This is a genomic window from Mesorhizobium sp. M0185, from assembly GCF_040322175.1.
Classification (GTDB): domain Bacteria; phylum Pseudomonadota; class Alphaproteobacteria; order Rhizobiales; family Rhizobiaceae; genus Mesorhizobium.
The window spans coordinates 273,424-286,568 of sequence record NZ_JAMYSY010000001.1; the positions used below are offsets into that span (position 1 = coordinate 273,424).

The following is a 13,145-nucleotide window of genomic DNA, read 5'->3' on the forward strand; positions in this document are numbered from 1 at the left end:
GCTTTGTGCCGGCAGCTATGCTACTAAGCTCGATATGGTGCTGATTCACACCAACGACCCGCCGCTGAGGCGGGTTTTTCGTTTCGGGATCGGCACCGCCTCTCAATCGGCTGTGGACAGAGCCCCTTGATTCTGCTATCAGCCGCCCCAATTCGTGGTGTAACGCGCCGCGGAGGCTTGCGGCTATGGCCGCTTGCCTGTTGATTTCAAACCCGAAAGACAGGATTGCACGTGCAGGTACTCGTCCGCGACAACAATGTTGATCAGGCGCTTCGCGCGCTCAAGAAAAAGATGCAGCGTGAAGGCATCTTCCGCGAAATGAAGATGCGCGGACATTACGAGAAGCCCTCCGAGAAGCGCGCCCGTGAAAAGGCGGAAGCCGTGCGCCGTGCCCGCAAGCTGGCCCGCAAGCGCGCCCAGCGCGAAGGCCTGCTGCCGATGACGCCGCGTCCGGTCGCGGCCGGTGCTGCCGGTGCCGGTGCTCCGCGTCCGCCGCGGTTCTGACGTCAATTTTTCGTCCTTTTCCAAGGATATCCAAGGTGGCGCGATGCGGAATCGCCGCCACCTTTTTGTTGTGAGTTCGACCCGGTCCGAGAGGACCGGTTGGGAGAGATGCCGGTTCGGAGGGGGAACGGACCAGACGGCGCAGTAAGGACAGGGCAGACATGGACGCAATCACCGTAGAGCGCAGAACCGCGTGGCGCGGCCTCGCCCTGACGGCAGCCCTGCTTTCCGGGATGGCGCTTGCCAGCTGCCAGAGCGTTCCGACCGGCGAGTTCAACAACATCGACAAGGCGCAAGGCTCGAGCGAGAACATCTCCTCGCTGTCGGCGGTGATCCAGCGCAACCCCCAGGATCCGGAAGCCTACAATGTGCGCGGCTCGGCCTATGGCCGCGGCGGCCAGTACCAGGCGGCGCTGAAGGACTTCAACACCGCCATCCAGCTCAATCCGAATTTTTACCAGGCCTATTCGAACCGCGCGCTCATCCAGCGCTTCCTCGGCGATCAGGCGAGCGCGCTCGCCGACTACAACCGCTCGATCCAGATCAATTCCAACTATGACGCCGCCTATATCGGCCGCGGCAATCTCTACCGCAGGGCGGGCCGGGTCCAGGAAGCCTTCAACGATTTCCAGAAGGCCATCCAGCTCGACACGACCGACGCGCGCGCCTATCACAATCGCGGCCTGATCTACCAGAGTCAGGGCCAGCACGCCTTTGCCATCGAGGATTTCTCGACCGCCATTTCGTTGGCGCCGGACGCCTCCGAGCCCTACAACGGACGCGGCCTCTCCTACCTTGCCATGAACGACGAGGACAATGCCTTCGCCGACTTCAACATGGCCATCAAGCTCGACGGCAAGAATGCCGAGGCCTGGTCCAACCAGGCGTTGATCTACGAGCGGCGCGGCGACAAGGTCAGGGCCGCGAAATCCTACCGCGAGGCCGTGCACCTCAATCCGACCTACCAGCCGGCCAAGGACGGCCTGGCCCGCACCAGTGCCGGCTGAGCGGCCGGTTAATCGGGCCTCCGTTTCCGCACTCCGACAACCCTGCGTTTAGCTTCGCCTTGCTGGCGCCAAGTTTTCGGCGGAACGCTCGGCGTGCTCAGCCGTTTGTACAAGGCAATTTCGAAAGGACCCCGCCATGATCAAGAAACTCGCTTGTGCCGCTGCTCTCGCCACGACCGTCGTTGCCGCTCCCGCCAGCGCCAGCAAGCTCCAGCTCGGCGTGCTCGACTGCACCATCGACGGCGGCACGGCCTATCTCGTCACCTCCAACAAGGGTGTTTCCTGTGTCTTTCGTCCGCATCGTGGCGGCCCCTCCGAAGTCTATACCGGGGTGATTTCCAAGCTCGGCGTCGATGTCGGCCGGACGCATCAGGGCCAGCTGGTATGGGCGGTTCTGGCGGCGACCCGCAACCACGATGAAGGCGACCTTGCCGGCAGCTATTATGGCGTGAACGCCGAGGCCAGCGTGGTCACCGGTGGCGGCGCCAATCTCCTGGTCGGCGGCCTCGACAGCGCCTTTTCGCTGCAGCCGCTCAGTGTCCAGGCACAGACCGGCGTCAACCTGGCGGTCGCCGTCACTTCGCTGGACCTGATCCATTCGTTCAAATAGCGGCGCAGCATGGCTCCCGAGCGGCGGGGAGCGTAGGTGTCGGCCTGCGAATAGCTGCCGAAGGCTCATAGATTCCGGCAGGCCCACTCCGCAGAGGACGGGCCGCCCTGATGTTCAAGGTTGCGGCGCTCGAAGATCACGGCATGGCAACTGTGTTCATGCCGTTACCGTGACCGAAGATTGCGGCGATCCAATATTGCTTGTCTTCGGTCTGACCAGAATCTCAACGCCTCGTGATCGTCCCCCATCGCACAATTTTGAAATCCGCCACGTCAACGGCGATCAAGACCGCTTGATCTCAACTACGGTTGAGGTTCTAGAAGTCCTCCCATACTGCGGCATGTACTCATTTGGACGTGAAGAACGCTCCAATACTTCAGACCAGCGTCTGAGAAAGCCTGGGGGACCGGATGACCAAGACAAGCACAAACAGGGTCGACTGGCGCGCGCTGTGGGCGAGCGGCGACCTGGCGCGCTTCTGCTTCATCAGCCTCGGCATTCTGCTGCACGCCACCAACGAAACCATGGTAGCAACGGTCATGCCGGCCATGGTCGGCGAACTTGCCGGCGTGCAACTGGTCGGCTGGTCGCTGGCGATCTACGAGCTCGGCGCCATCGTTGCCGGTGCGGCCGCCGGACGGCTGGTGAGCTATGTCGCGCTGCGTACCAACATGATGGTCGCCGCAATGCTCTATGCCGCCGGCGCGCTGGTCTGCGCCACCGCGCCTTCGATGCCGCTGTTCCTCTGCGGCCGCCTGATCGAAGGGCTCGGTGGCGGCGCGCTGGTGTCGCTCGCCTTCGTCTCGGTCGAGCGGCTGTTTGCCCGCGCGATCTGGCCGCAGCTTTTCGGCGTCATGTCGGCGATCTGGGGTGTCGCCGCCTTCAGCGGGCCGGTGCTCGGCGCGGTCATGACCGAATTGCTGTCCTGGCGCTGGGCCTTCGGCGTCTTTACCCTCGGAGGCACGGCCATGGCGCTGGCAAGCTTCCTTGTGCTCGATACGCCTGAAGCAACGAGGCCGCAGGCGACGGGCGGCTCGGCGCCGCCCTTCCCCTTTGCGGCACTTGGCTGCCTCGCCGTCAGCGTCGTGCTGATCGCCACCGCTGGCGTCGACATCGCCCTGCTGCGCTCGTCGCTGCTGCTCACCCTCGGCCTGATCAGCCTGGCGCTGTTCATCCATATCGATGCACTGAAGCCGCGCTCGCGGTTGTTCCCGTCGCGGCTGTTCTCATGGCGCTCGCCGGTCGGCGCGGGCATGACCATGGTCGCGGCGTTTTCGGTGGCGACCTGCTCGTTCGCGGTCTACGGACCACTGCTTCTGACCAGCCTGCACGGCATTCCGATCCTGACCACCGGCTACATCATCGCCGCCGAATCGATCGCCTGGTCGATCCTGTCGATCCTCGTAGCCAATGCGCCGCCGGAACGCGAGCGGCTGATCATCGTCGGCGGGGCGCTGATGATCGCCACGGGCGTCGCCGGTTTCGCCTATACGGTGCCGGCCGGCTCTATCCCGTTGATCCTGCTTTGTGCCTTGCTGCAAGGCGGCAGTTTCGGCATCGCCTGGCCGTTCGTCACGCGTGTCATCGTGGCATCGGCCAAGGAAGGCGAGCAGACGATCGCCTCGGCCGCTGTGCCGACCATGCAGCGCATCGGTTATGCCGTGGGTGCTGCACTGACCGGCATCGTCGCCAACGCCAGCGGCTTTTCCGAAGGCCTGAACCGTGAGGCCGCGGCAACTGTCGCCGCCTGGCTGTTCCTGGCGTTTATCCCGCTCGGAATCCTGGGATGCCTTGCCGCCTTGCGGATTTCGGGGGCGACCGACACGAAGCCGGCGAAGCTGTCAATCTCCGTGGGGGAGATTGACTAGACAACGACCGTCTTCATCCGGTCGGCGATCAGCGCCGCGAGCCGCGTCGCCACCTCGTCCTTGCTCATCTCCGGCCATTCCTCGACGCCGGCCTTCGAGACGATCCGCACCTTGTTGCGGTCGCCGCCCATCACGCCCGGGGAACCATCTTCATGGGAGACATCGTTGGCAACGATAAGATCGGCACCCTTTTTTGCAAGCTTGGCCTGGGCATTCCTGACCAGGTCCTGCGTCTCCGCGGCGAAACCGACCACCAGCATCGGCCGCTTTTTGTGATGCCCGACACCGGCGAGAATATCGGGATTTTCCACCATCTGCAGCGCCGGTGGCCCCTCGCCCGCCACCTTCTTGATCTTTTCCCCGGCCGAACTTTGAGTGCGCCAGTCGGCGACAGCCGCGACGAACACTGCCGCGTCGGCCGGCAGCAGCTGCTCGACGGCGTCCTTCATCTCGACGGCCGTTTCGACGTGCAGCGTGGCGACGCCGGCCGGATCGGCAATGCCGACCGGGCCGGAGACGAGACGCACGTCGGCGCCGAGCCTGGCCAGCGCCGCCGCGATGGCGTGGCCCTGTTTGCCCGACGACCGGTTGGCGATGTAGCGGACCGGGTCGATCGGTTCATGCGTCGGCCCGGAGGTGACGATGATCTTCCTGCCCGCCAGCGGCTTTGGCCGGCTGTCGAGCAGCGCCTCGATCGCGGCGACGATCTCCAGCGGCTCGGCCATGCGGCCCTCGCCCACCTCGTTGCTCTCGGCCATCTCGCCCTTCGCCGGGCCGACGAATGCGACGCCGTCCTTGCTCAGCGTCGCACGGTTGCGGCGGACCGCCGGATGCGCCCACATTTTCGGGTTCATCGCCGGCGCCACCAAGACGCGCTTGTCGGTGGCGATGAGCACGGTCGAGGCAAGGTCGTTGGCATGGCCATTGGCGAGCTTTGCCATCAGGTCGGCGGTGGCCGGCGCCACGACCAAAAGGTCGGCCTCGCGCGACAGCCTGATATGGCCGATGTCGTGCTCGTCCTGCCGGTCGAACAATTCGGTGAAGACGTGGTCGGCCGACAGCGCCCCGGCCGACAGCGTAGTGATGAACTCCTGCGCCGCCGCGGTCATCACCACGCGCACCGAAGCACCGCGCTCGCGCAGCCGGCGGATCAGGTCGAGCGCCTTGTAGGCGGCGATGCCGCCGCCGATGATCAGCAGGATGCGCTTGCCGGAGAGGATGCCTCGCGGGCTGGAGACGGCGACCACCGGCGCTGCTGGACTCTGCGAACTCGTCAGTTCGCGCAGTGTTTTCTCGATCTGGTCGATGCGACCGGCCGAACCGAACTGACCTTCGACCGCTGCGCGGATCATCACCCGCGCCTGGTCTTCCATCGACCGGCCATTCTCCGCCGCCAGTCGGCGCAGCAGGTCCTTGACCTCGTCATCAAGGTTGCGGATCGTGATGCTGGCCATCTGATTGCACCTTGCCCGGAATTGCTGAGTGCAATGATAGCAATGCAATCACTTTGCAACAAGCGCTAGAAAATACGCCAGGCGATATACACCAGCGTCAATGCGATCACCCACAGCGCCAGCCGGCCGGAGCGGGTGTAGCGCGCCTCGGCCTTGCCGATCGCGCGTGCGGTCCTTTCGTCGAAGCGCAGGCCGTGTTCGGCCATCAGGTCGATCTCACGCGACAGCCGCTCGGTGCGGGCGGCGAGGTCCGGTGCCTGGCGGGCCAGCGCCAGCAGCGCGTTGGCACCGTCGCGCGCATCGGCCAGCAGGGCGCGCGGGCCGAGATTGCGGGCAATCCAGCCGCTGACCACCGGCTCCGACGTCTTCCACATGTTGAAGGCCGGGTCGAGGGTGCGGGCGACGCCTTCGACAACGACCATGGTCTTCTGCAGCAGCACCAGCTCGGACCGCGTCGCCATGTCGAAGAGGTCGGTCACCTCGAACAGCAGCGTCAACAGCTTGGCCATCGAGATGGTCTCGGCCGGCTGGCCGTGGATCGGTTCGCCGATTGCCCGGATCGCCTGGGCGAAAGCCGCGACATTGTGCTGGCGCGGCACGTAGCCGGCCTCGAAATGAACTTCGGCGACGCGCTGGTAATCGCGCGTGATGAAGCCGTAGAGGATTTCGGCGAGGAACCGGCGCTCCTTCCTGCCGAGCCGGCCGGCAATGCCGAGATCGACGGCGACGATGGTGCCGTCGGCTTCTATAAACAGGTTGCCCGGGTGCATGTCGGCGTGGAAGAAACCGTCACGCAGCGTATGGCGCAGAAACGACTGAACGAGGTTGGCGGCAATCGCCTTCAGGTCGTGGCCGGCGGCGGCTAGACCGGCAATATCGTTCATCTTGATGCCGTCGACCCATTCCATGGTCAGCACGTCACGACCGGTGCGCTCCCAGTCGACCGACGGCACACGGAAGCCGGGATCGTCCTTGGTATTCTCGCCGAGCTCCGAAAAAGCCGCCGCCTCCAGCCTCAGGTCCATTTCGATTTTGGTCGTCTGGGCCAGTGTCTCTGTCACCTCGACCGGCCGCAGCCGGCGCGACGACGGGATGTATTTTTCCTGCAGCCGGGCGGCGAGGAAATAGCTCTCGAGATCGCGAAAGAAGCGGCGGCGCACGCCCGGCCGGATGACCTTTACTGCTACCCGGGTAATGACGCCGTCCTGCAGGGCTTCGGCGGTATGAACCTGGGCGATCGAGGCGGCGGCGACGGCCTCGCCGAAACTGACATAGAGCTCCTCGATCTTGCGTCCGAGCGAGGCTTCTATCGCTGCAACGGCCTCGGCCTTCGCAAACGTCTGCATCTTGTCCTGCAGCATGGCGAGATCAAGCGCGATATCGTTTCCGACGACATCCGGCCGTGTCGCCAGGAACTGGCCGAGCTTGACGTAGGACGGGCCGAGCCGCACGACCGCCTTGGCCAGCCTGTCGCCGCGCTCATAGGCAAGCGCGCGACGGCGGGTGAACAGCCGGGCCATGCGCCAGCCGAATTTCGGCAAGCCGAAGAGCTCGTCACCGGGCAAAGCCGCGATGACACCCTCGCGGACCAGCACCCAGCCGGCCCGTACGAGCCTGAAACCAGCGCCGATGCTGCTCATGGCTGGCTTTGCCCCGCCGATTTCCTGGACCGGCGAAGAGCACATTGAGTACGAAAGATACGGGCCAGCCTCAAAGCTTCCAGCCCGAGTGGAGCGCGGCGATGCCGCCGGAGTAGTTGCGGAACGAGGCGCGCTCGAAGCCCGCGCGCGAAATCATCGCCGCGAAATTCTGCTGATTGGGAAACTTGCGGATCGATTCGACCAGATAGGAATAGGGCTCGTCATCGCCGGTCACCACCTTGCCGATCCGCGGAATGGCGTTGAACGACCATGCTTCATAGACCTTGTCGAGCAGCGGCATCTCGACCTCGGAAAATTCAAGGCAGAGAAAGCGCCCGCCAGGCTTCAGCACGCGATAGGCTTCGGCAAGCGCCACATCGATGCGCGGCACGTTGCGGATGCCGAAAGCAATGGTGTAGGCATCGAAAGTAGCGTTGGCAAAAGGCAGTTCCTCGGCATTGGCCTCGACGAAATCGGTATTTGCCGACAGGCCCTTTTTCTCGGCCCGGTCGCGGCCGACGGCGAGCATCGAGCCGTTGATATCGAGAACCGTTGCATGAGCGTGCCTGCCGCTCGCCTCGACGATGCGGAAGGCGACATCGCCGGTGCCGCCGGCAACGTCGAGAACGCTCCAGCCCGGCCGCTTCGGTGGATTGAGCCAGGCGACCATGGCGTCCTTCCACAACCGATGCAACCCGGCCGACATCAGGTCGTTCATCAGGTCGTAGCGGTTCGCCACCTTGTGGAAAACATCATTGACCAGGGACTGCTTGTCGCCTGGCCCTACCCGCCTGAAACCATAGGAGGTTTCCATGCCGCCCGCAGCCGTGGTTCTTTCAACCGACATCGTTTTGATCCGCCATAAAATCGGCGGGACCATAGCCGATCGATGGTGCGGGCGCTATTGTTTAAGGCGCGGTGTTCGGCCGCGCTTCGAAGCAGGTTCCGGAAAAGTGTCACACGGTTTTCCGACAAGAACCTGCGTCATAAGAAAAAGCCTGACGGGATAATTGAATGCCTTTGAAAGCAGAACTGCACTGCCACATCGAAGGGGCAGCGGCGCCTGAACTCGTCCTCCGCCAGGCTGAGAAATACGGCAAGGATGCCTCGCCCTACATCCAGGACGGCTCCTTCGTCTGGCACGACTTCACCTCTTTCCTCGCCGCCTACGACTTCTCGTCGGACCTGTTCCGCACCGAAGAAGACTATGCGCGGCTGGCCGACCATTACCTGACCAGCCTCGCCCGCGACGGCGCCATCTATTCCGAGGTTTTCACCTCGCCCGACCATGCCGGCAAGGCCGGGCTGTCGCCGAAGGCCTATACCGACGCGCTCGGCGAAGGCATGGCCCGCGCCAAGGCGAAGACCGGCATCGAAGGCCGCATGATCGTCACCGGCGTGCGCAATTTCGGTGTCGAATCGATCGAGCGGGCGGCGCGTTTCGCCGCCCGCTGCGGGCATCCGCTGGTCACCGGTTTCGGCGTCGCCGGCGACGAGCGGATAGGCGACCTGGAAGATTATGTCAGGGCCTTCGAAATCGCCCGCGAGGCCGGCCTCGGCATCACCGTCCATGCCGGCGAATTGATGGGCTGGGAGAGCGTCGAGGCGGCACTCGATCACATCCGCCCGTCTCGCATCGGCCATGGCGTGCGCGCCATCGAGAACCCCGAGCTTGTGCGGCGCATCGCCGACGAAGGCGTCGTGCTCGAATGCTGCCCTGGCTCCAACATCGCCCTGAAAATCTTCGACAGCTTCGCCGACCATCCCTTCCCCGCCTTGCGGGCAGCGGGCTGCAAGGTGACGCTCAACTCCGATGACCCGCCCTATTTCTGGACCTCGCTGAAACGCGAATACGACATCGCTGCCGGGCATTTTGCGATGGACGACAAGGCGCTCACCGCCGTCACCAGGACGGCCATCGAGGCAGCCTTCGTCGACAGGAAGACCAGGGCGGTGCTGCTGGGCAGGCTCGGCGCCAAGGGCAGGTGAATGGTGAATGGTGAATGGTGAATGGTGAACCCGGCGCTTCGGTTCGTCAACCGCGAGTTTTCCGCGCAACCAAGGACTCGCAAACCAGTTCACTATTCACTATTCACCATTCACTATTCACCTGCGCAGTTGGAGAACACCATGAAGGGCGTTACCGTCGTCGACCATCCGCTTGTCCAGCACAAGCTGACCATCATGCGCAAGAAGGAAACCTCGACGGCCGGCTTCCGGCGGCTGCTGCGCGAGATCTCGCTGCTGCTCGGCTACGAGGTCACCCGCAACCTGGAACTGACGACGACGACCATCGAGACGCCGATCGAGACGATGGAGGCGCCGACGCTGGAGGGCAAGAAACTGGTCTTCGCCTCGGTGCTGCGCGCCGGCAACGGCTTGCTCGAAGGCCTGCTCGATCTGGTGCCGGCGGCGCGTGTCGCCCATATCGGCCTCTATCGCGACCATGAGACGCTGGAAGCGGTCGAGTATTTCTTCAAGGCGCCGGGCGACCTCGCCGACCGGCTGGTGATCGTCGTCGATCCGATGCTGGCGACCGCCAATTCGGCGATCGCGGCGATCGACAAGCTGAAAGGCCGCGGTGCCACCAACATCCGCTTCCTCTGCCTGTTGGCGGCACCAGAGGGCCTCGAGCGGTTTACCCAGGCACATCCCGATGTTCCCGTCTTCACCGCTTCCATCGACCGCCAGCTCAACGAAAAGGGCTACATCATGCCGGGTCTCGGCGATGCCGGCGACCGCATGTACGGCACCAAATAGATCTGTTTACCGATTGTTTACGCAAACGACTGGTTTCCGCACTCGTTAAAGCCGCAATCACCATGTCGGACTAAGGATCGGCAACCACAAAGGCCGGTCCATGCTGCGCAAGCTCCTCATCCTTGGCGTGTTTGCCGGAACGTCGGCATCGCTGCCCATCGTCTATCAGTCCAATTCACAGGTAATCGAGCGGCTGTTGAAATCCGCCATCGGAGCCAGGCCGGCCGACACCCAAACCGACCTGAATCTCGCCGCCGTCCCGGACAGGCCCACAACGCCGCAGCCGCTCGGCCGCAAGGTCGTGGTCACCGCGGACTCGCGCGGGCATTTCATGTCGGTCTTCAAGTCGAACGGCCGCCAGATCGACGGCATGATCGATACCGGTGCCACGCTCGTCGCCATCAACAGTTCGACCGCGCGCAGGATCGGCATCTCGCTCAATTCGGCGGACTTCAGCCATCAGGTCAACACCGCCAATGGTGCGATCAAGGCCGCCGTAGTGACGATTGATCGCCTGCAGATCGGCAAGATCACCGTCGAGGGCGTCGAGGCCGTCGTGCTCGACGACAGGGCGCTGCACACCAACCTGATCGGCATGAGCTTTCTGCAGCGGCTCGAAAAATACCAGGTCGAAGACGGCAAGCTGCTGCTGGTTCAGTAGAACGTGATCCCGAACCGCAGGTCCGCGCCAGCGAAAAGTGGGGACCGGTTTTCGGACAAGATCGTGGTCCAAAGAAAGATAGAGCCCATCCGATACCATCGGAATGGCTCTACCCGCGCGGCAGGATCCGCCGGATGACGGTTTTCTCCGTGGCCGGTTTGGAAGTGCCGATGGTATAGGCCGAAAGCACGGCGGCCGCGGCCGCTTCGGCATCCTCGCTATTGCGGGCATGGACCAGCGCCAGCGCTTCGCCGGCCCGCACTTCAGCGCCGACCGGCAACAGCCTGGTGATGCCGACGGCGTGATCGATCCTGTCGTCGGGCCGCGTCCGCCCGCCGCCAAGCCCGACCACGGCAAGCCCGATCTCGCGGGTCGCGATGCCGGTGACAAAGCCGTTCGCGCTCGCCTTGACCGCGAATTCCGTTGCCGCTTTCGGCAGATATTTTTCCGGATTGTCGACAAAGTCGACGGGACCACCCAGTGCCGCCACCATGCGCGCGAAGATGGAAGCGGCGCGGCCGCCGGCCAGCGTTTCGGCGGCGCGGCGCAGGCCGTCCTGGTTGGACGATACCAGGCCTGCCGATTGTAGCATCTCGGCGGCCAGCGCCAGCGTCACGTCCTCCAGCCGCCGGTCGCGAAAGCGGCCGGTGAGAAAATCGACGGCGTTGCGCACCTCGACCGCATTGCCGGCGGCGGACGCCAGCGGCTCGTTCATGCCGGTGACCAGCGCCGAGGCCTTAAGGCCGGCGCCATTGGCGACGTCGACCAGGCTGTTGGCCAGTGCGGTTGCGTCGCGCGATTTCTCCATGAAGGCGCCGTTGCCGACCTTGACATCGAGCACCAGCGAACCAAGGCCGGCCGCCAGCTTCTTCGACAGGATCGAGGCGGTGATCAGCGGCACCGATTCCACCGTTCCTGTCACATCGCGGATGGCGTAGAGCCTGGCGTCGGCGGGTGCGAGATCGGCGGTCTGGCCGATGATGGCGCAGCCGGTTTCGAGCACGGTCTTGCGGAACCGCGCAACATCCGGCTGGCTGATATAGCCGGGGATGGCATCCATCTTGTCCAGCGTGCCGCCGGTATGGCCGAGACCCCTGCCGGAAATCATCGGCACATAGGCGCCACAGGCAGCGACGATCGGCGCCAGCATCAAGGAGACATTGTCGCCGACGCCGCCCGTCGAATGCTTGTCGGTGACAGGGCCGGGCAGATCCGACCAGTCGAGCACATCGCCGGAATCGCGCATCGCCATAGTCAGCGCCACCGCCTCGTCGCGGCTCATGCCGTTGAAGAATACCGCCATGGCGAACGCCCCGACCTGAGCGTCGGTGACGGTGCCGGCGGTCAGGCCCTCGATGAAAGCCGATATCTCCTCAGCCGAGAGTTTTTGACCGTCGCGCTTGCGGCGGATGATTTCCTGGGGAAGCATCAGGCGTCTACCCTGTGCTCCGGAAGCCCGTCCTGAAAAACACGCTGCAGAATGGTCGCCAGCCGCGCGCCGCCGACCGGCGCCATGTCCTTGGTCTCCTGGTGCGACAGCTCGGCTCCGGTCATGCCGGCGGCAAGGTTGGTCACGACCGAACACGCGGCGACGCGCAGCCCAAGGAAGCGGGCGAGGATGACCTCCGGCACCGTCGACATGCCGACCGCGTTGGCGCCCATGACGCGCGCCATGCGGATCTCGGCGGGCGTCTCGAAGCATGGGCCGGAGAACCACATATAGACGCCCTTGTGCAGCGTGGTGCCGGTGGCCTTCGCCGCCTGCTCGATGGCGGAGCGGAGACCGGCGTCGTAGGCTTCGGTCAGGCCGACGAAACGGCGGTCGCTCGGTTCGCCGATCAGCGGGTTGGAGCCCGAGAAATTGATGTGATCGGTGATCAGCATCACCGAGCCCGGGCCCATCCCGGGATCGACCGAACCGGCGGCGTTGGTGAGGATCAGCCTGGAGATGCCGAGGCCGGCGAGCACCTCGAGTGCCGGCCGCATCGCCGCCGCGTTGCCGTGCTCGTAATAATGCGCCCGGCCGGACAGCATCAGCACCGGCGTGCCGGCAAAGAGCCCCGCCACCACCTCGCCGGCATGGCCGCTGACTCCGCTTCGGGGAAACCCCGGCAAGTCGGCGTAGGAGATTCGCACCGCATCCTCGACTTGGTCGACAAGCCCGCCAAGCCCTGACCCCAGCACCAAGGCGGTAGTCGGCGCCAGCCCGTCCAGCCTTTCGACGAGGTGATCGAGCGCTTCCTTCATTTCAGCACATCGCCTTCAAACCCGTATGGCAGCAACTCGCCCATGGTCACGGTCTCGACCACGCCGCTATCATCGCAGAGATAGAACTTCGTCTCCGGCCGGCAGAATTCCGCCAGCCGCTGCCGGCAGCCGCCGCAGGGCGAGCATTTTGCCACGCGTTCGGCGATCACGGCGATTTCCGTGATTTTGCCGCCGCCGCCCATGATGTAGTTGGCAAGTGCGGTGGTTTCGGCGCACCAGCCCTCCGGATAGGACGCGATCTCGACATTGGCGCCGGTGAAGACACGGCCGTCCTCGGTGCGCAACGCCGCGCCGACCGGAAATTTCGAATAGGGCGCATAGGCCTTGGCCATGGCGGCTTTCGCCGCTTCGAACAGATCATGAGCCATGATAG

At 64.3% G+C, this 13,145-nt stretch carries 13 protein-coding genes; 7 read left to right on the forward strand and 6 right to left on the reverse strand.

Annotation, left to right across the window (positions count from 1 at the left end):
• Positions 1 to 231: 231 nt before the first annotated feature.
• The 4 genes from rpsU (at position 232) to NKJ20_RS01300 (ending at position 3,989) form a co-directional block, all read left to right on the forward strand.
• Positions 232 to 504 carry a 30S ribosomal protein S21 gene (gene rpsU, locus NKJ20_RS01285; RefSeq protein ID WP_023675331.1) on the forward strand — a complete coding sequence of 91 codons (273 nt, stop codon included), beginning with the start codon at positions 232 to 234 and terminating at the stop codon, positions 502 to 504.
• A 161-nt stretch (positions 505 to 665) separates the two neighbouring features.
• The gene (locus tag NKJ20_RS01290; protein WP_352469482.1) at positions 666 to 1,511 is read left to right on the forward strand and encodes a tetratricopeptide repeat protein; all 846 of its coding nucleotides are present in this window, start codon (positions 666 to 668) and stop codon (positions 1,509 to 1,511) included.
• Between the two features lie 136 nt (positions 1,512 to 1,647).
• Positions 1,648 to 2,121: a DUF992 domain-containing protein gene (locus NKJ20_RS01295; RefSeq protein WP_023675329.1), complete on the forward strand. Its 474-nt coding sequence runs from the start codon at positions 1,648 to 1,650 to the stop codon at positions 2,119 to 2,121.
• A 410-nt stretch (positions 2,122 to 2,531) separates the two neighbouring features.
• On the forward strand, positions 2,532 to 3,989 hold the full coding sequence (locus NKJ20_RS01300) for an MFS transporter (protein WP_352742131.1): 1,458 nt from the start codon (positions 2,532 to 2,534) through the stop codon (positions 3,987 to 3,989).
• Here NKJ20_RS01300 and coaBC read toward each other — a convergent pair.
• From coaBC to ubiE, 3 genes are all read right to left on the reverse strand, one after another.
• Positions 3,986 to 5,443: a bifunctional phosphopantothenoylcysteine decarboxylase/phosphopantothenate--cysteine ligase CoaBC gene (gene coaBC / locus NKJ20_RS01305; RefSeq protein ID WP_352742133.1), complete on the reverse strand. Its 1,458-nt coding sequence runs from the start codon at positions 5,441 to 5,443 to the stop codon at positions 3,986 to 3,988. The two genes, NKJ20_RS01300 and coaBC, sit on opposite strands and share 4 nt — an antisense overlap.
• 65 nt (positions 5,444 to 5,508) lie before the next feature.
• Positions 5,509 to 7,083, reverse strand: a complete 1,575-nt coding sequence (gene ubiB / locus NKJ20_RS01310; RefSeq protein ID WP_352742135.1) for a 2-polyprenylphenol 6-hydroxylase — start codon at positions 7,081 to 7,083, stop codon at positions 5,509 to 5,511.
• 70 nt (positions 7,084 to 7,153) lie between these two features.
• A complete protein-coding gene (gene ubiE, locus NKJ20_RS01315; protein WP_352742137.1) occupies positions 7,154 to 7,930 on the reverse strand; it encodes a bifunctional demethylmenaquinone methyltransferase/2-methoxy-6-polyprenyl-1,4-benzoquinol methylase UbiE in 777 nt (258 codons plus the stop codon).
• Positions 7,931 to 8,097: 167 nt separating this feature from the next.
• On the opposite strand from ubiE, the gene NKJ20_RS01320 reads away from it, so the two are divergent.
• The 3 genes from NKJ20_RS01320 (at position 8,098) to NKJ20_RS01330 (ending at position 10,504) form a co-directional block, all read left to right on the forward strand.
• On the forward strand, positions 8,098 to 9,072 hold the full coding sequence (locus NKJ20_RS01320) for an adenosine deaminase (protein WP_352742139.1): 975 nt from the start codon (positions 8,098 to 8,100) through the stop codon (positions 9,070 to 9,072).
• 141 nt (positions 9,073 to 9,213) lie between these two features.
• The gene (gene upp, locus NKJ20_RS01325) at positions 9,214 to 9,843 is read left to right on the forward strand and encodes a uracil phosphoribosyltransferase (RefSeq protein WP_023675320.1); all 630 of its coding nucleotides are present in this window, start codon (positions 9,214 to 9,216) and stop codon (positions 9,841 to 9,843) included.
• Between the two features lie 100 nt (positions 9,844 to 9,943).
• Positions 9,944 to 10,504 carry a TIGR02281 family clan AA aspartic protease gene (locus NKJ20_RS01330; protein WP_352742141.1) on the forward strand — a complete coding sequence of 187 codons (561 nt, stop codon included), beginning with the start codon at positions 9,944 to 9,946 and terminating at the stop codon, positions 10,502 to 10,504.
• 109 nt (positions 10,505 to 10,613) lie between these two features.
• Here the strand turns inward: NKJ20_RS01330 and deoA are convergent, their stop codons facing one another.
• From deoA to cdd, 3 genes are read right to left on the reverse strand one after another with little or no spacing between them, the layout of a single operon-like run.
• Positions 10,614 to 11,933 (reverse strand): thymidine phosphorylase, encoded by a 1,320-nt coding sequence (gene deoA / locus NKJ20_RS01335; RefSeq protein ID WP_352742143.1) that lies wholly within the window; start codon positions 11,931 to 11,933, stop codon positions 10,614 to 10,616.
• Positions 11,933 to 12,751 (reverse strand): purine-nucleoside phosphorylase, encoded by an 819-nt coding sequence (locus NKJ20_RS01340; protein ID WP_352448279.1) that lies wholly within the window; start codon positions 12,749 to 12,751, stop codon positions 11,933 to 11,935. The genes deoA and NKJ20_RS01340 overlap by 1 nt, the downstream gene beginning before the upstream one ends.
• On the reverse strand, positions 12,748 to 13,140 hold the full coding sequence (gene cdd, locus NKJ20_RS01345; protein ID WP_352488680.1) for a cytidine deaminase: 393 nt from the start codon (positions 13,138 to 13,140) through the stop codon (positions 12,748 to 12,750). Before cdd ends, NKJ20_RS01340 begins: the two co-directional genes overlap by 4 nt.
• Between the last annotated feature and the right edge of the window lie 5 nt (positions 13,141 to 13,145).